The sequence below is a fragment of the Brucella sp. TWI432 genome (assembly GCF_039674445.1).
GTDB classification, from domain to species: domain Bacteria; phylum Pseudomonadota; class Alphaproteobacteria; order Rhizobiales; family Rhizobiaceae; genus Brucella; species Brucella chromiisoli.
The window spans coordinates 104,224-126,221 of record NZ_JBDJNL010000006.1 but is presented as its reverse complement, the minus strand read 5'-3'; the positions used below and the strand labels follow the sequence as shown (position 1 = coordinate 126,221).

Here is a 21,998-nt window from a genome sequence, read left to right as displayed (position 1 = left end):
CGGCATTCCTTTCTTTTATTCGAAAAGATTGAGCGCCGCTTGGGAAATCGGTCAGCATCTAATCCCTCCGCCGGTACAAACCGGATCAGGTTCAGCGGGTTAGCCGGTGTGCGGCTTCTCAGCCATTCTAAGAACGAATGGCACCCCGTTAGAGCACGGCAACAATAGATGTTTGCTTCAGGAAGGGCAAGGGTTCGCAATGCGGGCTTTCAGCTAGAATTTCCGCATGTTATGAGCGGTTTATGAGCACATTTGTCATTTTACTTGGCGGCGATCTCGTTGTCACGGATCGTCTGAAAAATCAGATTGCGGGAGCGCGCGTTCTTGCCGCCGACAGTGGCATACGCCATGCAGCGGAGCTGGGTGTTGAACCTGAGCTGTGGCTGGGGGACTTTGATTCCGCTTCTGAGGCGTTGAAAGAGCAGTATGCGCATATTCCGCAGAAGAGTTTTCCACGTGCCAAAGATATGACTGATGGCGAGCTTGCACTTTCGGAAGCTTTTGCGCGCGGCGCTGAGAAGGTCATTTTATGTGGGGCATTTGGTGGCCCGCGCACGGATCACACCTTGCTGCATCTTACGATGGCAACGGCGCAGGCCGCAGAGGGGCGGGATATTCTGCTTTCAAGCGGGGTCGAGGAAGCCTGGCCGGTTGTTAGGGGAGACTATGTTTATGATTTTCCCGATGGCACGTCTTTCAGCGTCGTGAATTTCTGCAAAGTCGAAGGACTTTCAATCACAAATGCAGAGTGGCCGTTAGACAACGTGACCCTTCCTTTTGGTTCTTCATGGACGGTTTCCAATATTGTGCGTGGAACTCTTTGCGTTTCCGTGCGTTCAGGACTTGCGATACTTGTAGCCAACTTGAATGAGGGGGCTGATCTTTACTATGGCTGCTAACCTTACCAATTGAAACCGCTTGACGCTGACGAGCGAAACGTATTGTAAATAGCCTCAGCGGGAATTGTCCGCCTTGCGCCGAAATTGGGGACGCAAAGTCGGTGTTGGTGTAACTCTATTAGGAGATTGTTTCATGAAGTCACGTCTTACCATGATTGCAATCGTCGGTGCGCTTGCGTTCTCAACGGCAGCATGCACGACGAATGAGCAGCGTACTGCCGGCTATGGTGTTGGTGGTGCAGCTCTTGGTGCACTTGCTGGCGGTGCTATCGGCGGCAATGGCCGTGGTGCTCTGGCTGGCGCAGCGATCGGTGGCGTTGCCGGTACGCTTCTTGGTGCAGCACAGACCCGTAATGGTGTTCAGTACTGCCGTTACCGCGACAATTACGGTCGTGTTTACGAAGCACCTTGTAACTAAGCTGACCGTTTAGCGGTTTCGAATTCAAAAGCAGGCCGGGTTAACCCGGCCTGTTTGCTTTTTTGGCCTTATCATTTGACAGAATGCGTTTTGTCCCCGACAAGCAGGGCAGAAATTTCAACGGCATTTTTCAAAGAGAACCATGGCACCTCCGCTTCTTCGCCTCGATCAGATCAAGCTTACCTTTGGCGGCACGCCGCTTTTGGAAGATGCAGCCCTTTCGGTGAGTGACGGTGACCGCATCGCGCTGGTCGGACGCAATGGTTCCGGCAAATCCACCCTGCTTAAAATTGCCGCTTCTATGGTCGAAGCAACCTCCGGCGAAATTTACAAGCATCCGGGTGCCACCATCCGCTATCTGCCGCAGGTGCCTGATCTTGAAGGCTTTGCCAATGTCCGCGCTTATGTGGAAGCAGGTCTTGGACCAACAGACGATCCGCACCGCGTGACCTATCTGCTGGAACATCTGGGCTTGACTGGCGAGGAAAAGCCCGATCATCTTTCTGGCGGGGAAGCGCGTCGCGCAGCCCTTGCCCGCGTGATTGCTCCGCAGCCGGATGTGCTGCTGCTTGACGAGCCGACCAACCATCTCGACCTGACGACCATTGAATGGCTCGAAGATGAGCTGCGCCAGATTCGCTCAGCCATTGTTCTGATTTCGCACGACCGCCGCTTTCTGGAAAATGTCAGCCGCTCGACAGTCTGGCTTGATCGCGGCATCACCCGCCGTATCGATCAGGGCTTTGGGCATTTTGAGGAATGGCGGGACAAGGTTCTTGAAGAAGAAGAGCGTGACCATCACAAGCTTGGGCGTCAGATTGCGCGCGAGGAACATTGGCTGCGCTATGGCGTGACCGCACGCCGCAAGCGCAATATGCGCCGCCTCGGTGAGCTGCATTCCATGCGCGCCGATTTCCGCGATCATCGCAAGGCGCAGGGTACAGCTGTTCTGACGGCCAGTGATTCCAAGGAATCGGGCAAGCTGGTGATTGAAGCGAAGAAGCTTAACAAGGCGTATGGCGAGCGTGTTCTCGTTCATGATTTCTCGATCCGTGTGCAGCGCGGTGATCGTATTGGTCTTGTCGGACCCAATGGGGCTGGCAAGACGACGCTTTTGTCGATGCTGACCGGCAAACTCGCACCCGATTCAGGCACGTTGCGTCTTGGCGTTAATCTGGAAATGGCTGAGCTTGATCAGAAGCGCGAAAGCCTGAACCTTGATGATACGCTCGCGCATTATCTCACTGATGGGCGTGGTGAAAACCTGGTGGTCAACGGCGAACAGCGTCATGTCGTTTCTTATATGAAAGACTTCCTGTTCCAGCCCGAACAGGCGCGGACGCCAATCCGCGAACTGTCCGGCGGTGAGCGGGCGCGCCTGATGCTGGCGCGCGTTCTGGCGCGGCCTGCCAATCTTTTGATCCTCGACGAGCCGACCAACGATCTCGACATGGAAACGCTTGATCTGTTGCAGGAACTGGTTTCCGGTTTTCCGGGGACCGTTATCCTTGTCAGCCACGACCGCGATTTCCTTGATCGCACGGTGACGTCGGTAATCGCACCGGAAGGCGATGGCAACTGGCTCGAATATGCCGGTGGCTATGCCGATATGATGGCGCAGCGTAAGGAACAAGCGCTGGCACGACGCAACGTCAAAACGGCGACCGCTGGCACTGATAACAAGGGTAGTGAAGCGCCGCAGGCCAAGCGTGATGAAAAGCGTAAGCTTTCCTATAAGCAGAAATTCGCGCTCGAAACCTTACCCGGCAAAATGGATGCGCTTGCGAAGGAAATCAGCGTGCTGGAAGGCAAGCTTGCCGATCCGCAGCTTTATGCCAAAGACCCGACACTGTTTGCGAAAACGGCCGATCTTCTTGAAAAGAAGCGCAACGAAAACGCAGCCATGGAAGAAGAATGGCTGGAGCTGGAGATGTTGCGCGAGGAAATCGAGGGATAATTATTATCCCTCGAAAACTCTCTAAGCGCTCGCTTTGTCGAGCAGGGCAATCGCATCAGCATCCAGCTTGATCTGTGCGGCATCGAGCAGCTCATTAAGCTGGGTGAGGCGCGTGGCGCTGGCAATCGGGGCTGTGACGGAGGGGCGTGCAATCAGCCAGGCAATGGCGATTTGTGCCGGTGTGGCGTCATTGGCACGGGCTACCTGATCAAGTGCTGCAATAATCCGCGACCCGCGATCTGTCAGGTATTTTTCAACCGTTTGACCGCGCGCACTTTGACCAAGATCATCTTTTGAGCGGTATTTGCCCGTCAGAAAGCCGGAAGCCAGCGAATAATAATTGATCACGCCCAGATCATTGTCGCGGCAGATCGCTTCAAGACCATCTTCAAAAACGGCTCGGTCATAGAGATTGTAAAGCGGCTGCAGGGTTTCATAACGCGGCAGGCCATGCTGCTTTGCAACATCAAGCGATTCTGTCAGGCGTTCCGATGTCAGGTTGGACGCACCGATTGCGCGCACTTTACCCGCCTTGATCAGCTCCTGATAGGTGCCAAGAACATCTTCAAACGGCGTTTCGGGGTCATCCCAATGCGATTGATAGAGATCGATATAGTCTGTTTGCAGTCGTTTGAGGGAGGCATCGACGGCTTTGCGAATATAGTTTGGTGAAAGGCCTTTTTCATTCGGCCCCATTTCGGAGCCGACTTTGGTGGCGATCACAACCTTGTGGCGCAGACCGCGGGATTTCAGCCAGTTGCCGATAATGGTTTCGGATTCACCACCGGCATTGCCCGGCGCCCATGCGGAATAGACATCCGCCGTGTCGATAAAATTAAATCCTGCATCGACAAAACGGTCGAGAAGCGAAAAGGATGTTCCTTCATCGACCGTCCAGCCAAATACATTGCCGCCAAAACAAAGCGGCGAAACCTCGAGTTCAGTACGTCCGAGTTTTCTAAACTCCATGGACCCTATCCCCTTCCTGTATGTACGAATTCCGAAGAATTCGCAGGGCTTCGATTTCAGGAAGAAGAGCGGGTCAGGCGCATTGCGCCCTCAGTGTCAGCCCATGCCAAGTGCATCCATATAAAGCTGGAGCATGGCTTCTTCTTCCTGACGTTCATGGTCTTCTTTTTTACGCAGACGAATAATGGTCCTTACGACCTTGCTGTCAAACCCCGAACCCTTCAATTCCGCGTAAACTTCCTTGATATCGTCGGCGATGGTCTTTTTTTCTTCTTCAAGGCGCTCAATGCGCTCGATGAAAGCGCGCAACTGGCCAACGGCAATCGTCTGGGCTTCGCTGGTAATATCGTCGCTCACGGGGGTCTCCAATTCAACTCGATGATCAATGAGGGGCAACAGTGTTTCGTTACAGCAACAAAACACATGCCGAAAGTCGGACATGGTTTTCCTGCGAGTCGCAGGCGAAATTAAGGGGCTGTGGGGCCATAAAACCCTGTTTTATTGCCTTCCGGCTGTGGATAACGGGCAAAGCCTCAATCAATCGGTCCAGATCGGGAGCCGAAATGCCGGATTTCATGGATTTCCGGCATTGTGTTGATTTTCGCCAGCATTGGCGAAAGCCGATCCGCCCATTCAATGGCTCCAGCTTTATCAGCGATCAAATCCTGCCGCACCTCAATGAGCACATGCGCATAGCCACGCGCCGTCGCATGGCGATACATGGCATCGTTCTTGAGTGCGCCGTCATAGGGTTCGTTGTCGCCGACGATGAGGCCCGGCTCATCACGCAGCATGGAAAGAAGCGGTATCACTGCCCGCGGGTCAGAATCCCATAAAAGTCCTATATGCCATGGGCGATCCTTTCCACGCCAGTTGGGCGTAAAAGAATGGATCGAAACGATGAAGGGCGCTTTGCTGCTCTCAGTCGCGACACGCGCACTCATGGATGCAACGGCATCGTGATAGGGACGATAGAAACGGTCAAGGCGGATTTTGCGTTCTTCGGGCGACATTGGGTAATTGCCGGAAATCACCGCGCCATCCGACAATTGCATGATGAGTGTGGGATCGTCTTCGCCGCGATTGGGATCGATCAGCAGACGCGAAAAGCCTCCCATCACCGCTGGTGCATCAAGCCTTGCAGCCAATTGACGTGTCAGCTCCTCAACGCCGATATCATAGGCAATGTGGCGTTCGAACTCGTTTTTTGCGAGGCCGAGACTACCATATTCAACAGGCAAGTCGCGGCGGGCGTGGTCGGCTGTCAGAAGAAGACCGAGGCTGAGATTGCCGTCAACTTGATGGAAGGGTGAGAAGGACGGATCACATGACATGGGAGAGGCTTCTTGAATGGGATTTCTGTCATACATCGCAAGTCGTTTCAGCTCTGTCATGAGAAAGTCGCGATTGCAACGATCATTCTTAATTGAAAAGCGAAGCAGTTTTCAGAATGCGGCAAAGCTACGAATCTAATCGTTTAAATCGTGCTGAAATCGCATGCAGTTTGATTGGAAATGCTGTAACTGGTTGGTTCTCTCCGGGATTGCGTTGACATCAAAGGCGAAACTGCCGAAAAGAGAGCGACCGAAAGAGGATATCCTTGCGTGAGACAAAAGCGATTGCGGGCTGAAGGAGTTCGGCGAATGCGACTTCCATTGTTTTTGGGTTTATTTTCCAGTGTGCTTGTTGGTGCTCTGGGTATGACTTCTCTGGAAGCGCGGGCCGATTTTCGAGTGTGTAACTCAACTCAAAACCTTGTTGGTGTTGCGATTGGCTATCGGGCCAAATCCGGCTGGGTGACTGAGGGCTGGTGGCATATTGACGGTTCAACCTGCAAGACGTTGCTCGAAGGGCCTTTGTCTTCACGCTATTATTATCTTTACGCTGAGGACTCTCAAAGCGGCGGTCGCTGGGAAGGCAAAGTGAATATGTGCGTTGCGGAAAAGGAATTCCGCATTACGGGCGTTCAGGATTGTTTTGCTCGCGGTTTTCAGCGCAACGGCTTCCAGGAATACGATACCGGGGAACAGTCGAGCTGGATGGTACAGCTCACGGATGAAACACCGTTAGAAAACTCTACAGTTACAGGAACGAATAACCCATGAAGCGCAACCGCAAGGTCAAGATTCTCGCCACACTCGGCCCGGCGTCTGGCGAAGAAGCCGTTATCCGTCAGCTTTTTGAAGCTGGTGCAGACGTCTTTCGTATCAATATGAGTCATGCCGATCATGACACGATGCGCACACTCGTAAAGCGTATTCGAAATGTCGAAAAAGAACTTGGCCGTCCTATCGGAATTCTGGCGGATCTGCAGGGGCCAAAGCTGCGCGTTGGCAAGTTCAAGAACACAAAGGTCACGCTTGTAGCAGGTCAGACCTTCACGCTCGATGACAATCAAGAGCCGGGTGATGAAACCCGTGTCTATCTCCCGCATCCGGAAATTCTGGAAGCGGTGGAGCCGGGCCATCGTCTTCTCATCGATGACGGCAAGCTGGAACTGATAGCCGAAGCCTGTGATGGCAAGTCTATTCGCTGTAAAGTGGTTGCCGGAACCAGCATTTCCGACCGTAAGGGCGTCAGCCTTCCAGACACCACGCTGGGTGTCGGCGCGCTGACCGAGAAGGATTACAAGGATTTTGAGGCCGTTCTCAAGGAAGAAATCGACTGGGTTGCCTTGTCGTTTATTCAGCGCCCTGAAGATTTGATCGAAGCCCGCAAATTCTCTGGCGGCAAAGTCAGTCTCATGTCGAAGATCGAAAAGCCGCAGGCTGTGACCCGTCTTGATGAGATTATTGAGCTTTCTGACGCGATCATGGTTGCCCGTGGCGATCTGGGCGTTGAAATGCCGCTGGAAAGTGTGCCGGGCATTCAGAAGCAGATGATCCGCAAAGCCCGCCGCGCCGGTAAGCCGGTTGTGGTTGCAACGCAGATGCTTGAATCGATGATCACCGCACCGGTGCCAACCCGTGCCGAAGTGTCAGACGTTGCAACGGCTGTGTTTGAAGGTGCGGATGCCGTCATGCTTTCGGCAGAATCAGCTTCCGGTCAGTATCCGGTTGAAGCTGTGGCGACGATGAACCGTATCGCGGAAAAAGTTGAGCGTGAGCCGACTTATCCGGGTATTCTGGACGCACAGCGTGCAATTCCAGAGCCAACGGGTGCAGATGCGATTTCGCTTGCTGCACGCCAGATTGCTGAAACGCTGAATCTATCGGCAATCGTCACCTATACGGCCTCCGGCACCACTGGTCTTCGTGCCGCGCGTGAGCGCCCACGTACCCCGATTATCGCGCTTTCGCCGGTGGTTGATACTGCGCGTCGTCTTTCGGTCGTCTGGGGTCTGCATTGCGTTGTGACCGAAGATGCGCATGATTTGGAAGATATGGTTGATCACGCGTGTCAGGTCGCTTTCAAGGAAGAGTTCGGCAAGGCTGGGGATCGTTTGATCATCACCGCAGGCGTGCCATTTGGAACGCCAGGCGCAACCAATCTCCTGCGCATTGCCTATATTGGCGCTGACGGTCAATCGACAGATTAAACCGGCGGCCTTCGGTTTCCGGTGGCCTGCAAATGGCGTGGTTTTTCGTTTCCGGTGCTCACGTACTTTAAGTACGCTGCGCGCCGGGTCTCAAACCTCACCATTTTCGCCGCACCATAATCCCGAATCCCACCCAGTTTTGGGTGAGCCTTATAGATACGAAAAAACGCGCTTCTTTCGGAGCGCGTTTTTGTTTGGTCGATTGTCAGAGAATCAGGTGCGGGTGTCGCTGAGTTCTTCTGTCAGATCGAGGAAATTCTTCTGCGCATCACGCATCATCGGATTAACCTCAAGCGCCTTCTCATAGGCCTTTAGAGCCTGCTCCTTGAGACCGCGAGCGCGCAGAATATCGGCCATGCCGGTCAAGGCGCCATAATGGCGTGGCTCAAGCTCCAGTGTGCGATTGATGTCATACATCGCATGCGCATAGTCATTGCGCAGATAATAGACCGTCGCACGACGGTTCCATGCTTCTGCATAGTCCGGGTTGATCGCGATGGCTTCATTCAGGAAATCAAGGGCTGATGTATAGCGCTTTTCGAGCATGGCGTTGCTCGCCCACTGCAGCAAAAGATCGACCGTTGCGCTGCCGGATTGCTGCCAGATCTGATTGATTTGAACAGTGAGGCGACGGGCTTTGGTCTCATCGGATGTGCGCTTGAGTTCGGCAAACAGCTTGTTGAGGCGCTCTTCCGGCGTTTGGTCGGCTTGATTTTGTTCTTTGGGAGCGGGCTTCTGGTCGCCGTCTGTGCCGATTTGCACCGGCGTTATCGGTGCTGTCGGTGAGGGATTTGTTTCGGCATAAGCCAAAGACGCACTTAACATTGCGGTAAGTGCGATTGCTATCGAGAGCGAAGATGTGTTCAGATATGCAAAAACGTTCCGCATGCGCATAACTTTCATTATACGCGGCGGAACGTCAAATGCAAAATCAGAAATAAGATTAGCCCTGACGTGCCTTAAAGCGCGGAGCAGTCTTATTGATGATGTAAACGCGGCCCTTGCGGCGAACGAGCTGGCAGTCGCGATGACGAGCCTTGAGCGCCTTGAGCGAATTCTTGATCTTCATGTCAATCACCGGTCTTGGTTGGCCCATCGACAGGACATGCCGCCGGGCTGCATAAAAACAGGCGCCCAAGGCGCCAATTGGTTACAGGCAGTATTCCTGCCCGAAGGGTTGGCCGAAATACACAATATTTCAGCCAAATGTCAACTGCTGCGCCGCAGATTCACGAAGCTGGACTCGGAAAATCTTGCCGCAGGGGCTGTTCATAGAGGAATCTGCCTGATTCCTCTGTGAAGTTTAGTTTACACGGGGCTTTATGCGGGTGACATGACCCATCTTGCGGCCCGGACGGGCTTCTTTTTTGCCGTAGAGGTGCAGCACGGCATTCGATTCTGTCAGAATCGCCGGAACCTTCTCAATATCATCGCCAATCAGATTCTCCATGACGCAATCCGAATGGCGCACCGTATCGCCAAGCGGCAGGCTTGCCACCGCACGAATGTGCTGCTCGAACTGCGAGATGGCACAAGCGGCTTCCGTCCAGTGGCCTGAATTGTGCACGCGTGGCGCAAATTCATTGGCAAGCAGCGTGCCGTCCGCGAGCACGAAGAATTCGAGACCAAGCACGCCGACATAATCAAGTGCATGCAGAAGCTTTGAAGCCGCCTGGCTTGCAGCATCGGCTGTCTCAGCTGAGATTGAAGCTGGAACGGTCGAGGTTGCGAGAATGCCGTCCTTATGAACGTTCTCGGCGATGTCAAAGATTGAAACATTGCCGGCGCGATCACGAGCTGCGATCACAGAAACCTCACGTTCAAAAGCGATGAAGCCTTCAAGAATTGCCGGCGCGTGTTTGATTGCCTCAAGGGCTGCACGCACTTCATTCTCATCAAGTGAAGTCAGACGAACCTGACCTTTGCCATCATAGCCAAGGCGGCGGGTTTTCAGAATACCGCGCTCACCCAGTGCACCAAGTGCGGCAATGAGTGATTCTTCATCGTCAACCAGACGCCAAGGCGCTGTCTGGATGCCGCTTTCATTGAGGAACTGCTTTTCGGTGAAGCGATCCTGTGAAATCTCAAGCGCTGCCGGAGGCGGGAAAACAAGCGCCGATTCTGCGAGCTTGTCGGCTGCGGATACAGGCACGTTTTCGAATTCATAGGTGATAACGTCAGAGGTTGCTGCAAGCTCAGCAAGAGCTGCCGGATCGTCATAGGCTGCAATGATCTGGCGGTTTGCCACCTGTGCCGCCGGGCAATCTGCCTGTGGCTCCAAAATGATTGTTTCATAGCCAAGGCGGGCTGCTGCCATGGCGAGCATACGGCCCAACTGGCCACCGCCGATAATGCCGATTGTTGATCCGGCTTTTAATGCGGAATGTGCCATATCAAACCTCGTTGGATGGGCGTTCAGCAACGCTTTCGGTTTGCGCTGCACGCCACTCATCAAGACGGGCCGCAAGTGCGTTGTTGTAAAGAGCCAGCACGGCTGCTGCGAGGAGCGCTGCATTGACGGCACCGGCGCGACCAATCGCCAAGGTGCCGACCGGAATACCGGCTGGCATCTGCACAATGGACAGGAGCGAATCCTGGCCGGAAAGCGCTTTTGATTGTACTGGAACGCCAAAAACCGGGAGAGGGGTCATGGCTGCGGCCATGCCAGGAAGGTGCGCCGCACCGCCTGCACCAGCGATCACGACCTTGAAGCCTTCAGCCTTTGCACCTTTGGCGAAAGCGACAAGGCGGTCCGGCGTGCGGTGTGCGGAAACGATGCGTGCGTCAAAAGAAATGCCCAGCGCCTCCAATGTGTCTGCTGCATGACGCATGGTTTCCCAATCGGATTGGCTGCCCATGATGATGGCGACGTCTGCATTCACACTCATTGATCTTTCCTGCTTCTATTGAAAAACAAAGCCGGGCAAATCCCGGCTATAAACTTTTTGTGATCAAAGGATCAGGCGATGATGTCAGGAATGACCTGATCTTCCATTTCCTGCAGCTTATCCTTGATGGCGAGTTTTTTCTTTTTCATGCGCTGAATGCGCAGCTGATCGCAACCCACCTGCATCATGGCATTTATGGCTGCATCGAAATCCGCGTGTTCCTGTTTCAGACGTGCGACGGCCAATCTGATTTCGGCCTGTTCCTGATCGGACATGCGGTTTGCCCCATATTGTTCCAGAATGATATTACGGGCCGCACCAGATTGGGGCAGACCCGTTTCAAGCAAAGCCTTTATCACATTTTTTGTGATTGGAAAATGCTACCAAAACAAATTCGACTTTAGACCAAACTCATGCCACAGTGTCACTGTTCTGTCATGAATAACGGTTGCTGTATGAACTGTTGAATGGCAGCCGGGACTGCGTAACTGGCCCGGATAGCAGGAGGTGTGCCGGGCGTTTGCGCAGGTGAGAGCGGATAGAGCCATTTGTTGGCAAAACGCGACATGGCTCTGTCCTTTGAGTAACCAATCAAAGGAGAAATGATGATGGCTATCGAGTCCCATCTTGCCACGCTCGAACAGAAGCACGGCGCTTTGGAAGAGGAAATCTCCGAGGCTTTAGCGTCACCGGCAACTGATGATCTGCATGTTACTTCTCTTAAGCGCAAAAAGCTGGCTCTCAAGGAGCAGATTGAAAAACTAAAAACGCAGGTAACCCGTCATTAATTTGGGTTTGTTTGAACGGCAGTAGGGACCGCAATTGGTGAGGATCAAAAGGGTTTATACTGCCAGACTTCTGGTCTAACGATGTTGGCGGCTGCGTGTCAGCCGCCGCGCATCGCCATTTAAGAAGATCTTTTTGACAAGGCAATCCTGTTCAAAAGCATCGTAAAAAGCAGCGAATATTCGCTGCTTTTTTATTGTCAGCCTTCCACTTCGGCACGCGGGTCCAAATTCATGGCTTCAGGGGTGGCGCTTTTGATCGAAGGCATGCTTTTGAACTGTTCTTTTTCGTCCTTGGGTACCGATGCCCGCTTGCGTGAGCGGAACAGCGCATAGGCCGTAATTGAAATATGCGAGAGCGCGGTGATGGCAAAAAGCCCGGACGGCCAGAAGATGTCCATCGCGGCAGCAGCCAGCAGAGGCCCGAGCATGGTGCCAAAGCCGTAAAGCAGCAACAAGCCACTTGATACTTTGACAAAGCTTTCCGAGCTCGCATGGTCATTTGCATGGGCAACCGCAACGGGATAGAGCGCGTAGGCCAGAGCGCCGTAGCAGCCGGTCATGATGATGATCACGGTGCCGTTGGATGGAGCGATGATGAATGCCAGCAGCCCGACAAGGGCAGCGAGGGATGCGACACCTGCCAGAACATAGCGTCGGTCGATGAGGTCTGAAATGCGCCCGACAGGAATTTGCATAAGCGCGCCGGCAGCAATGGTGACGCTGACCATGAGCGCGATTTCGGTTGTGGAAATGCCGGATTTTGCACCGAAAACTGCGCCAAGCGTGCCCCATGCGCCATTGGCAATGCCGATCAGGATACAGCCAACGAAAGCCGCGGGGGAGTTTCGGTAGAGCGCTTTGAGATCAAGCTGAACTTCCGTAAGCGGCTTTGGACTGACCGCCGTTGACATGGCGGTCGGGATCAGCGCGAGACAGAAGAGAATGCCGGTCACCATGAACAGATGATCGGAACGAATGTCGCCATTTGCCACCATCATCTGGCCACTCATCGTGGCACCATAGTTGACCATCATATAGAGGCCGAAAATCTTGCCGCGCGATTCATTGGTGGCACGCTCATTGAGCCAGCTTTCGATGACCATGAATGCGCCTGCCATCGAGAAACCGGTGAAGGTGCGCAGAATGATCCACGAAATTGCATCAATATAGATGCCGGATAAAAGTGCGATAATGGCCGCGGAGGCTGCAAAACATCCGAATGCACGAACATGGCCGACACGGCGCACGAGGCGCGGGGCGAAAAGGCAGCCTGCAACAAAGCCACCCGCCCATGTGGTGCCGAGCATACCAAGAGATGCAACGGAGAAGCCTTCAAGTCCGCCGCGCAGTGGCAGAAGCAGGCCATGCAGGCCCGAGGCCATTAAAAGAAAGGCTGTGCCGCAGAGCAGCGCCAGAACCTGAATGTAAATACGCAAGATCACGTTCCCGGGATTTTATGAAGCCGCATGAAAGCGGCCTCGTTTGATCGTTATGAGACGACATATCAGCGAAAAAGCGCCTCGGCGGCTGCCCGGCTGTCGCCCTTTTTCAGCCTTTCGACTTTCAGACGCTCAATTTCGGATTGCAGCAAAGCGATGTGCTGATCAATCTCTCTCAGAGATAACACAGACAGTTCCTCATCGCTCAGAACCACACTCTTGCGCGGTTGTCCTGCATCTTCATCGATACCGCTCATGGCCTTCCTCCGGAGTCTATGGCGTGTCTATAAAGACAAAAAAGATTTAACACCTTGAATCTTCGCATATATATTTTCAAAAATCGATGATGAATTATTCTCAAATGCGAAGCGTACTCTATGTGGAGTGCTCTTTGATGAGAAATTCGAACAGGGGTCAGACCATGACAACACAATTGCCTTCCCAGATGACTGCAATCGAAATTGCGCAACCGGGTGGAGCGCATGTGTTGCGCCCTACCGAACGGGCTGTGCCAAAGCCACAAGCGGGGGAAATTCTGGTTCGAATTCGTGCGGCTGGTGTCAACCGGCCCGATGTTTTGCAGCGCCAGGGCAGCTACGCTCCGCCACCCGGCGCATCGGATATACCGGGGCTTGAGATCGCCGGTGATGTCGTGGCTCTGGGTGAAGGCATTGAGCGCTATCGCATTGGTGATCAGGTTGTCGCGCTGCTTGCCGGTGGCGGTTATGCAGAATATGCAACGGTGCATGAAACCAACGCTCTAACGCTGCCTTCCGGCTATGGTTATCGCGAAGCTGCGGCAATCCCAGAAACCTTTTTCACAGTCTGGCATAATGTGTTTGAGCGCGGTGGATTGAAGAAAGGCGAGACCTTGCTCATCCATGGTGGATCATCCGGCATTGGAACGACGGCCATCCAGCTTGCAAAGGCCTTTGGTGCGCAGGTGATCGTTACGGCAGGCTCAAAAGATAAATGTGAAGCCTGCACAAAATTGGGTGCGGACCGGGCCATCAATTATCGTGAAGAGGATTTTGTGACGGTGGTTAAAGAGATAACGGGCGGCAAAGGTGCCGATGTTATTCTCGATATGGTGGGTGGCGATTATGTCGATCGCAACTACAAGGCTGCCGCCGAAGACGGGCGCATTGTGCAGATCGCATTTTTGAATGGTGCCAAGGCGACTGCCAATTTCGCGATTCTGATGACCAAGCGTCTGACCCATACCGGTTCGACATTGCGCTCGCGTTCTGTCGCGTTCAAAGCAGGTATTGCGCGTGAACTGGAAGCGAAAGTCTGGCCGCTGCTGGAAGATCGACGCGTTGTGCCTGTCATGGATATGGTTTTTCCGCTTAAAGAAGCGTGGCGGGCACATGAGCGTATGGAAGGCAGTCAGCATGTTGGTAAAATTGTGCTGGATGTCGCCTGATTTCTTTTCACAAGAAGAGAACATGGGATGGCTTAACAGCAGTTTCTTGCTCTATGACCAAAAAAAATATATATAGGCCATGATTTCCCGGAATTTGTGGTTTTTCCCACGTCCCGCGCCACCGGAGCGGACGAACAGAAGGATTATATCTAATGGCCACCCAGCTTCTTATGCCGAAGGCAACGGCCGTCTGGCTCGTCGATAATACGGCTTTGTCTTTTGACCAGATTGCTGCTTTCTGCAAGCTGCATCCGCTTGAGGTGAAGGCAATTGCGGACGGTGAAGCTTCGCAGGGCATCAAGGGGCTTGATCCCGTTATCACCGGCCAGATTTCTCGCGAAGAAATTGCCAAGGGTGAGAAGGACCCATACCATCGTCTGAAGCTTTCCGACCCTAAGGTGCGTGTGCCGGAAGCCAAGCGCAAGGGACCACGCTATACGCCGCTTTCAAAGCGTCAGGATCGTCCCAACGCGATTCTCTGGCTGGTGCGTAACCACCCGGAATTGAAAGATGCGCAGATTTCCCGCCTGATCGGCACAACCAAGTCGACCATCGAACAGATTCGCAACCGCAGTCACTGGAATTCTGCCAATCTGACGGCCATGGACCCTGTGACGCTCGGCCTTTGCTCGCAGATCGATCTCGACCTTGAAGTTGATCGCGCAGCGCGCAACCGTCCGGCTGCTGAAACTGACAGCACATTGCTGCCGGCATCGGCCACGGAAAACTTCGATTACCGTGATGAAGCGCCTGAAGAAGAAGAGCTGGATGCGGACAAGGTTTTCGCAAAGCTGTCTTCGCTGAAGGGCTCGAACACCGACGAAGACGAAGAATAACATTTCTTCGATTGAACAAAAAACCCGCCTGTCCGGCGGGTTTTTTTAATCCTTAAACGCGTTGTATTCACTCATTTCCATCAGTCGGTAAAAGTCAGCCAGTGTTTTTCCGCGTTCAGAGCGGAATGTGCGCCCGGCATTGCCCGCTGCAATGATGCGGTCTGTTCGAAATGTGCGGAAAGCATTGCGCAATTCGCACCAGCCAATCACCGTCCAGACCTTGCCCCAGAACCAAAGGCCAAGCGGACGAATGTCGCGCTCGCTTTCGCGCGCTTCAAGGTCGCGATAGCGGATATTGAGAACCTTCCCTTCATCGACAGCCCGTTCTACGGCATCAATGATGCGCCGTTCATCCACACTGATCGATGCAGACGGTGCATGGATTTGTGTGCTGGTAATGCGGGCGCGTTCTTCCTTGGGCAGTACGGCTTCAATCTTTACCAGCGCTTCCTCTGCGCCACGTGCCATCGAAACGCCGCCCCATGCACGGATCAGGCGTGCGCCTGCGACCAGTGCCACGATTTCGTCGCGCGTAAACATCAGCGGCGGCAGTTCAAAGCCCTGCCTGAGAATATAGCCGACACCGGCCTCACCATCGATGGGAACGCCTGTTGATTGCAGGTCGGCTATGTCGCGATAGATGGTGCGTTCGGAAACTTCCAGCCGTTCGGCAAGCTGGCGCGCGGTGACAAGTCTGCCACCACGCAAGTGCTGAACAATCTGGAAAAGGCGGTCTGCGCGGCGCATTCCTGGCTTATTCTCCGTTACATTGTTTTGCTTTGCGCTGTTCCAGATAACGGTCTGGCCAACCCATATCCTTGCGCAGGTCGCTTGGGAGATTGTCGAGCGCGCGCTGTGTTCGTATGAAGCGTCGACGTTCGTCCTGCTTGCGCCTGTATTCCTTGAGAATTGCGAGCAGTGGTGCGATTGCGAATGCCATGGTGATCCCTCATCTTTGAGAATGCATTATGGCACAGACCTCCTGACAACTGTCTGTCAGGAGCGATCTTCACTCCTGTCTTTCTGACATGCGCGATCAGCGATTATTTTATCACGCCTTGAAGGGCGGTGCTGCTTTATAGCTCAGCGGCAAGCGGCCTCCATCTGCATAGATTGTCTGGCCGGTCACAAAGCTTGAATCGCTCGACGCGAGAAATGAAGCAATGGCAGCAATTTCAGATGGTTGACCGATTCTTCCCAAAGGCGTGCGTTCCAGTATCGCGTTTCGCGCGCCTGTATCGCTGTTTACGGCAGACAGCATATCGGTTTCGATGGACCCGGGGCCGATTGCATTAACGCGAATGCCCCATTTTGCGAGCGCTATTGCCATCGTACGTGTCAGCTGGTTCACGCCACCTTTGGATACGGAATAAGCAAGCTGGTCGGGCAGGCCGAATATCGCGTTGATCGACGACATATTGATAATGCTGCCAGCCTCGCCACCCGCTTCCACGCGTGCAACCATACGCTTTGCAACCGCCTGAGAGCAGAGAAACGCCCCTTTGAGATTGACGCGCATAACGCGGTCGAAATCGTCTTCTTTCAGATCGAGAAAATCTGCCTGATGTACGATGCCAGCATTGTTGACGAGAATATCGATCTCCCCAAGATTGGCCGTGGCATAAGTCAGCAGATTATGGATATCAAGTTTATCGGCGACATCGCAGGCAATCGAAAGAATGCGGCCATATTGTTCCAAGTCTTTGACGGCTTTCGTTGCCGCCGCGCCGTCAATATCTGACAAAACGACGCTTGCACCGTCCATAAGGAAACGCTTGGCAATGGCATAGCCAATACCGCGGCCAGCACCGGTGACAATTGCCACTTTGCCTTCTAATTGCATGGATCATTCTCCGATTTTTGCCGGAGAGTGGACCGGCGATTTTCGCCGGTCAAGACCATGCGGTGCGATAACAAACGTCAGGCAAAGGCCAGACCAATATGCCGCTCACGCAACGTGGCACCGATTTCGTCGAGAATCGCCGGATCATCGATGGTCGCGGGCATTTTCCACTGTTCGCCATCGGCGATTTTCTGAATCGTGGAGCGCAAGATCTTTCCGGAACGGGTTTTGGGCAAACGTTTGACCGTCAGAGCAAGCCGGAAAGCCGCCACCGGACCAATGGCATCGCGAATCATGCTCACGCATTCCTTTTCGACCTCTCGCGGGTCGCGGTCGATATTGGATTTGAGAACGATAAAGCCGCAAGGCACCTGACCTTTTACGGCATCGGAAATGCCAAGCACTGCACATTCGGCAACATCTGGATGACTGGAGAGCACTTCCTCCATAGCACCCGTCGACAGACGGTGGCCGGCGACATTGATAATGTCGTCAGTGCGGCTCATGATGTAGAGATAGCCGTCTTCATCCATGTAACCCGCGTCGGCCGTTTTGTAATAGCCGGGAAACTCATGGAGATAGGCTTTGCGGAAGCGCTCATCGGCATTCCATAAAGTTGGAAGGCAGCCGGGCGGCAATGGCAATTTGATGAGGATATTGCCAAGCTGGCCACGTTCGACCTCATGGCCTGCATCATCGAGCACCTGAATATCATAGCCGGGCAGGCAGACTGCGGGTGAACCATATTTGGTTTCGAGCAACCCAAGACCGAGCGGATTGGCAACCATCGGCCAGCCGCTTTCCGTCTGCCACCAGTGGTCAATGACCGGACAACCCAGCAGGTTTTCCGCCCAATGGATCGTGTCTGGGTCGGCGCGTTCGCCAGCCAGATAAAGCGCACGTAATTTGGAAAGGTCGTATTGGCGTACAAAGTTGCCGTCTGCATCTTCCTTTTTGATCGCGCGCAAAGCAGTCGGTGCTGTGAACATCACCTCCACGCCATGCTCGGCAATAATGCGCCAATAGGTGCCTGCATCTGGCGTTCCAATGGGCTTGCCTTCAAAGAGAATGCTGGTGGCACCGGCAAGGAGCGGCGCATAGACGATATAGGAATGGCCGACCACCCAGCCGACATCGGAAGCGGCCCAGAATACCTGTCCCGGCTCAATGCCGAATACATTTTTCAGCGACCAGGCAAGGGCGACCATATGGCCGCCATTGTCGCGCACGACGCCTTTGGGCTCACCCGTGGTGCCGGAGGTGTAAAGTATATAAAGAGGATCGGTTGCCGCCACAGGCGTGCAGGGAACATGGCGACCGCGGGCAGCATCAATCGCTGTGCGGTAGTCAATGTCACGGCCTTCCAGCGGCGTGTGCCAATGCTGGTCGCGCTGCAGAATGATGCAGTGGCTGACCTTATGATGCGCTGTTTCCACCGCCTTATCGAGCATGTCTTGATAGGGAACGACGCGATTGGGCTCGATGCCGCATGAGCCCGCAATGATCATCACCGGCTTTGCATCATCAATGCGCGTGGCAAGCTCGTTTGCGGCAAAGCCGCCAAAGACAACGGAATGTATTGCGCCGATACGCGCACAGGCAAGCATTGCCGCCGCAGCCTCCGGGACCATTGGCATATAAATGAGCACGCGGTCGCCTTTGGTTACGCCGTTATCGATCATGACGGCAGAAAGGGCTTCGACTTCCTCAAGCAGTTCTCGGTATGTCAGCTTGCGCGCCGTACCGGTGATCGGGCTTTCATAAATCAGAGCGACCTGATCGTCGCGCCCATTGGCGACATGACGATCAAGCGCATTGTAACAGGTGTTGCACTCCGCACCCTTGAACCAGCGGCCATACACACCTTCATCGCTTGCGAGAACCTGATCCCATGGCTTGAACCAGTTTATAGCTCCGGCTGCTTCAGCCCAGAAGCCCTCAGGGTCATTCTGCCAACCGGCGTAGGTTTCTGCATATTTTGATGTCATGCTGTTCCTCCCAGAAGCACATGCTTTATCGGACCAGATGATCCATCAAAGCATCGCGATACCATGCGGGATGAAAGCGTTAGACAGACCACTCTGGTTCGATGCCATCTGGCTTTGTCTCCTCCAAACGCTTTTCATCTCCTTCGGCTATTAGTTTACGCCGAGGATTAAAGCTTCGTCCATGAAACTTAAGACGAATAAGTGTATCACGAATAGGCATAAATTGACGCGGCTTGCAGGATGCTGATCGCTTGCCACGAAAAGGAATGAAAGGTGTTTTTGTGAGCAAGGTCCTGCCTGTACTGCTTCTTGTCCTGATGGGGCTGCACATCATCAAGCCACTTGGCTTGCCGGGTCTGAAAAAGCGCAGCGATTTCTGGAAGATTGCAGCCTTTGCCCTGTTCGTTATGGCACTGGTGGTCGGTTTTCATTTTACTGAAAACTAAAATTTTGATCTGAAACGACTTTTTATTGGCAAAATGCCGCCGCCATGGTGATTTTAGCCATAATTGGGTTTTGACATAGCTCCCTATAATCCCATCTAAAGGATATGAAGTACAAGGAGGAGAGATGCGACGTGCCCTACTAAGCCTGCCATTTATTCTGGCCGCATCGATGATAGGCCTTCCAGTTCACACCGCGTTTGCAGAAAGCATCAATGCGGGAGACAGGGAAGCCACCACTGAGCTGCCGTTTAACGGTGCAGCCGTGGCGGAATTCGACACACCATGGGCGCTTGCATTTCTGCCGGGCGGCAAACTGATCCTTACCGAGAAGGGCGGCAAGATTTTTGTCGTGACCCAAAAGGGTGAGAAGACAGAAGTCTCAGGTGTTCCCGAGGTGCTTTTCAGTGGCCAGAATGGTTTGCTGGATGTGGTTCCTGCGCCTGACTTTACGAAAAGCAACGCGATCTATTTTACCTATGTTATGCCGGAAAATGGTGGCGGAAGCCTTGTGCTTGATCGCGCTGTTTTATCCGAGAGCAAAGGCAAAGCGGAACTCAAAGATCTTAAGACGATCTGGAAGCAATCGACGGTGGCAAAGGGTGGGCAGCCCGGCGGTAAAATCGCCTTTTCACCCGATAAAAAGCATCTGTTTCTGTCGGTTGGGGATCGTATGATCCCTGCTACTGCGCAGGATGAGAATGCGCCGATGGGCAAGATTTTGCGGATGAATCTGGATGGTTCAACGCCAAAGGATAATCCCAATGCATCAGATGATGGCATCAAGGCGCTGACCTGGACGACCGGTCATCGCAATCCCTATGGCCTTGCTTTCGCACCCGATGGCAAGCTGTGGGAACACGAGATGGGACCACGCGGCGGTGATGAATTCAACCTGATTAAACCGGGTCTGAACTATGGTTGGCCGATTGTTTCCAATGGCGACAATTACAGCGGCAGGCCGATTCCGCGCCACAGCACGCGCCCGGAATTTGAGGCGCCGATGTTGTACTGGACGCCGGTGATTTCGCCGGGTGGACTGGCGTTTTACAAGGGCAAGATGTTTGGTGACTGGAACGGCTCTGCGCTGATTGCGGGCCTGTCGTCCCAGGCACTTATTCGCGTGACTATCGACAGTGATGGTCAGCCGCATGAAGTCGATCGGTTCGCTATGGAAAATCGAATCCGTGATGTGGCGGTTGGGCCTGACGGCGCGATCTGGGTAATCGAAGATGCTCATCCGGGTCGGTTGTTGAAACTGACGCCCAAACCATAAAAATCAGGCCCCGGATTTCCGGGGCCTGATTTTTACTTCTTGAGAACATCAACGCCGGGAAGCGGCTTGCCTTCCATCCATTCAAGGAAAGCGCCGCCAGCGGTTGAGATATAGGTGAAGTCATCGGCAACGCCTGCTTGATTAAGGGCTGCAACTGTGTCGCCACCGCCGCCGACCGATACCAGCTTGCCAGCTTTGGTACGCTCCGCAACATGCTTGGCGGTCTTGACGGTTGCCGCATCGAACGGATGCAGTTCAAAGGCACCCAGCGGACCGTTCCAGACGAGCGTTGCCGCATCGTCAATGGCTGAGGCAATCAGATCCGTCGAAAGCGCGCCCGCGTCGAGAATCATGCCGTCGCTTGGGATCGCTTCCACGCCATAGGTTTGATTTGGCGTGTTGGTAGCAAAGTGCCAGCCCACAACGGCATCAACCGGCAGGATGATGGCGCATTTGGTCTTTTCAGCCTTGGCCATAATTTCGCGCGCAGTGTGGGCAAGATCATGTTCGCAAAGCGATTTGCCGACATCGTGGCCCTGTGCTGCGAGGAAGGTGTTGGCCATGCCGCCGCCGATCACCAAGGCATCGACCTTTTCAATCAGGTTTGAAAGCAGGTCGAGCTTGGTCGAAACCTTGGCACCGCCCACGATTGCCACAACTGGGCGCGCTGGCTGGCCGAGGCCTTTTTCAAGTGCTTCGAGCTCTGCCTGCATGGCGCGTCCAGCATAGGCCGGCAGCACATGTGCAAGACCTTCGGTCGAAGCGTGGGCGCGGTGTGCAGCCGAGAAGGCATCGTTGACATAGATGTCGCCATTGGCTGCGAGTGCGCTCACAAATTCCGGGTCGTTCTTTTCTTCGCCCTTATGGAAGCGGGTATTTTCGAGAAGCAGGACATCGCCGTCTTTCAGCGCGTCAACCGCAGCCTTGGCCTTGTCACCAATGCAGTCTTCAGCAAAATGCACGGCGTGCCCCAGCACTTTTGAGAGTGGCTTGACGACGTGGTTGAGCGAGTTCTCGTCAGAAGCAACGCCTTTGGGGCGGCCGAAATGGGCGAGCAGGATAACCTTCGCACCTTTCTTTGACAGTTCCGTAATGGTTGGAACAATACGTTCAATACGGGTGAGGTCAGTGACCTCGCCGTCCGCCATCGGAACATTAAGATCTACACGGACCAGAACGCGTTTGGATTTGACGTCGGCATCATCGAGGGTGCGAAAGGACATTTTTCTTCTCTCGGTTTTGAAAATGTAAGTGAAAACGCCCCTTCATGATTGAAGGGGCGTTTTCAGT

The 21,998-nt window shown here is 53.8% G+C and carries 25 protein-coding genes and 1 riboswitch; of the genes, 10 read left to right on the top strand and 15 right to left on the bottom strand.

What is annotated here, in order from left to right; all coding sequences use genetic code 11:
• Positions 1-45: 45 nt before the first annotated feature.
• Positions 46-158, bottom strand: a riboswitch (TPP riboswitch).
• A gap of 84 nt (positions 159-242) precedes the next feature.
• From ABE527_RS11380 to ABE527_RS11370, 3 genes are all read left to right on the top strand, one after another.
• Positions 243-899 carry a thiamine diphosphokinase gene (locus ABE527_RS11380; protein ID WP_499694542.1) on the top strand — a complete coding sequence of 219 codons (657 nt, stop codon included), beginning with the start codon at positions 243-245 and terminating at the stop codon, positions 897-899.
• Between the two features lie 133 nt (positions 900-1,032).
• Positions 1,033-1,317 carry a YMGG-like glycine zipper-containing protein gene (locus ABE527_RS11375; protein ID WP_265984843.1) on the top strand — a complete coding sequence of 95 codons (285 nt, stop codon included), beginning with the start codon at positions 1,033-1,035 and terminating at the stop codon, positions 1,315-1,317.
• 142 nt (positions 1,318-1,459) lie between these two features.
• Positions 1,460-3,274 carry an ABC-F family ATP-binding cassette domain-containing protein gene (locus ABE527_RS11370; RefSeq protein ID WP_499694541.1) on the top strand — a complete coding sequence of 605 codons (1,815 nt, stop codon included), beginning with the start codon at positions 1,460-1,462 and terminating at the stop codon, positions 3,272-3,274.
• A 21-nt stretch (positions 3,275-3,295) separates the two neighbouring features.
• On the opposite strand, the gene ABE527_RS11365 is transcribed toward ABE527_RS11370, so the two are convergent.
• The 3 genes from ABE527_RS11365 to ABE527_RS11355 all read right to left on the bottom strand — a co-directional run bounded on the left by ABE527_RS11365 (position 3,296) and on the right by ABE527_RS11355 (position 5,577).
• On the bottom strand, positions 3,296-4,243 hold the full coding sequence (locus tag ABE527_RS11365) for an aldo/keto reductase (protein WP_499696982.1): 948 nt from the start codon (positions 4,241-4,243) through the stop codon (positions 3,296-3,298).
• 96 nt (positions 4,244-4,339) lie between these two features.
• Complete coding sequence (locus ABE527_RS11360) at positions 4,340-4,600, bottom strand: DUF2312 domain-containing protein (protein ID WP_061348000.1); 261 nt, start codon at positions 4,598-4,600, stop codon at positions 4,340-4,342.
• Between the two features lie 176 nt (positions 4,601-4,776).
• Positions 4,777-5,577, bottom strand: a complete 801-nt coding sequence (locus tag ABE527_RS11355) for an N-formylglutamate amidohydrolase (RefSeq protein ID WP_499697000.1) — start codon at positions 5,575-5,577, stop codon at positions 4,777-4,779.
• Positions 5,578-5,886: 309 nt separating this feature from the next.
• Here ABE527_RS11355 and ABE527_RS11350 point away from each other — a divergent pair, with 309 nt between their 5' ends.
• Together ABE527_RS11350 and pyk are read left to right on the top strand one after the other, a co-directional pair.
• Entirely contained in the window at positions 5,887-6,348 is a 462-nt protein-coding gene (locus ABE527_RS11350) for a DUF1036 domain-containing protein (RefSeq protein ID WP_265984839.1), read from the top strand.
• Complete coding sequence (gene pyk / locus ABE527_RS11345; protein ID WP_265984838.1) at positions 6,345-7,781, top strand: pyruvate kinase; 1,437 nt, start codon at positions 6,345-6,347, stop codon at positions 7,779-7,781. The genes ABE527_RS11350 and pyk overlap by 4 nt, the downstream gene beginning before the upstream one ends.
• A 213-nt stretch (positions 7,782-7,994) precedes the next feature.
• On the opposite strand, the gene ABE527_RS11340 is transcribed toward pyk, so the two are convergent.
• From ABE527_RS11340 to ABE527_RS11320, 5 genes are all read right to left on the bottom strand, one after another.
• Positions 7,995-8,687, bottom strand: coding sequence for a tetratricopeptide repeat protein (locus tag ABE527_RS11340; RefSeq protein ID WP_265984958.1), 693 nt, complete (start codon positions 8,685-8,687; stop codon positions 7,995-7,997).
• A gap of 37 nt (positions 8,688-8,724) precedes the next feature.
• Positions 8,725-8,850: a type B 50S ribosomal protein L36 gene (gene ykgO, locus ABE527_RS11335; RefSeq protein WP_002967908.1), complete on the bottom strand. Its 126-nt coding sequence runs from the start codon at positions 8,848-8,850 to the stop codon at positions 8,725-8,727.
• Positions 8,851-9,084: 234 nt separating this feature from the next.
• Positions 9,085-10,173 (bottom strand): 5-(carboxyamino)imidazole ribonucleotide synthase, encoded by a 1,089-nt coding sequence (locus ABE527_RS11330; protein ID WP_499696981.1) that lies wholly within the window; start codon positions 10,171-10,173, stop codon positions 9,085-9,087.
• Position 10,174: 1 nt separating this feature from the next.
• On the bottom strand, positions 10,175-10,663 hold the full coding sequence (purE, locus tag ABE527_RS11325; protein WP_499694584.1) for a 5-(carboxyamino)imidazole ribonucleotide mutase: 489 nt from the start codon (positions 10,661-10,663) through the stop codon (positions 10,175-10,177).
• Between the two features lie 77 nt (positions 10,664-10,740).
• A complete protein-coding gene (locus ABE527_RS11320; protein ID WP_007876691.1) occupies positions 10,741-10,944 on the bottom strand; it encodes a YdcH family protein in 204 nt (67 codons plus the stop codon).
• Positions 10,945-11,274: 330 nt separating this feature from the next.
• Here ABE527_RS11320 and ABE527_RS11315 point away from each other — a divergent pair, with 330 nt between their 5' ends.
• The gene (locus ABE527_RS11315; RefSeq protein WP_265984956.1) at positions 11,275-11,457 is read left to right on the top strand and encodes a YdcH family protein; all 183 of its coding nucleotides are present in this window, start codon (positions 11,275-11,277) and stop codon (positions 11,455-11,457) included.
• 197 nt (positions 11,458-11,654) lie between these two features.
• Here the strand turns inward: ABE527_RS11315 and ABE527_RS11310 are convergent, their stop codons facing one another.
• Entirely contained in the window at positions 11,655-12,893 is a 1,239-nt protein-coding gene (locus ABE527_RS11310; RefSeq protein WP_499696980.1) for an MFS transporter, read from the bottom strand.
• 68 nt (positions 12,894-12,961) lie between these two features.
• Positions 12,962-13,153 carry a DUF1192 domain-containing protein gene (locus ABE527_RS11305; protein ID WP_265984835.1) on the bottom strand — a complete coding sequence of 64 codons (192 nt, stop codon included), beginning with the start codon at positions 13,151-13,153 and terminating at the stop codon, positions 12,962-12,964.
• A 164-nt stretch (positions 13,154-13,317) separates the two neighbouring features.
• Here ABE527_RS11305 and ABE527_RS11300 point away from each other — a divergent pair, with 164 nt between their 5' ends.
• Positions 13,318-14,322, top strand: coding sequence for an NAD(P)H-quinone oxidoreductase (locus ABE527_RS11300; RefSeq protein ID WP_499696979.1), 1,005 nt, complete (start codon positions 13,318-13,320; stop codon positions 14,320-14,322).
• Positions 14,323-14,474: 152 nt separating this feature from the next.
• Entirely contained in the window at positions 14,475-15,158 is a 684-nt protein-coding gene (locus ABE527_RS11295) for a DUF1013 domain-containing protein (protein WP_265984833.1), read from the top strand.
• A 45-nt stretch (positions 15,159-15,203) separates the two neighbouring features.
• On the opposite strand, the gene ABE527_RS11290 is transcribed toward ABE527_RS11295, so the two are convergent.
• The 4 genes from ABE527_RS11290 to ABE527_RS11275 form a co-directional block, all read right to left on the bottom strand.
• On the bottom strand, positions 15,204-15,905 hold the full coding sequence (locus ABE527_RS11290; protein WP_265984832.1) for a helix-turn-helix transcriptional regulator: 702 nt from the start codon (positions 15,903-15,905) through the stop codon (positions 15,204-15,206).
• A gap of 7 nt (positions 15,906-15,912) precedes the next feature.
• Positions 15,913-16,098, bottom strand: coding sequence for a hypothetical protein (locus ABE527_RS11285; RefSeq protein ID WP_265984831.1), 186 nt, complete (start codon positions 16,096-16,098; stop codon positions 15,913-15,915).
• A 111-nt stretch (positions 16,099-16,209) separates the two neighbouring features.
• Positions 16,210-17,001 carry an SDR family NAD(P)-dependent oxidoreductase gene (locus ABE527_RS11280; RefSeq protein WP_265984830.1) on the bottom strand — a complete coding sequence of 264 codons (792 nt, stop codon included), beginning with the start codon at positions 16,999-17,001 and terminating at the stop codon, positions 16,210-16,212.
• 77 nt (positions 17,002-17,078) lie between these two features.
• Positions 17,079-18,989: a propionyl-CoA synthetase gene (locus ABE527_RS11275; protein WP_499696978.1), complete on the bottom strand. Its 1,911-nt coding sequence runs from the start codon at positions 18,987-18,989 to the stop codon at positions 17,079-17,081.
• A gap of 266 nt (positions 18,990-19,255) precedes the next feature.
• Here ABE527_RS11275 and ABE527_RS11270 point away from each other — a divergent pair, with 266 nt between their 5' ends.
• Both ABE527_RS11270 and ABE527_RS11265 read left to right on the top strand, forming a co-directional pair.
• On the top strand, positions 19,256-19,435 hold the full coding sequence (locus ABE527_RS11270; protein WP_265984828.1) for a hypothetical protein: 180 nt from the start codon (positions 19,256-19,258) through the stop codon (positions 19,433-19,435).
• 124 nt (positions 19,436-19,559) lie between these two features.
• The gene (locus ABE527_RS11265; RefSeq protein WP_499696977.1) at positions 19,560-20,708 is read left to right on the top strand and encodes a PQQ-dependent sugar dehydrogenase; all 1,149 of its coding nucleotides are present in this window, start codon (positions 19,560-19,562) and stop codon (positions 20,706-20,708) included.
• A gap of 32 nt (positions 20,709-20,740) precedes the next feature.
• Here ABE527_RS11265 and ABE527_RS11260 read toward each other — a convergent pair whose 3' ends face one another.
• Positions 20,741-21,931, bottom strand: a complete 1,191-nt coding sequence (locus ABE527_RS11260; RefSeq protein WP_499696976.1) for a phosphoglycerate kinase — start codon at positions 21,929-21,931, stop codon at positions 20,741-20,743.
• Between the last annotated feature and the right edge of the window lie 67 nt (positions 21,932-21,998).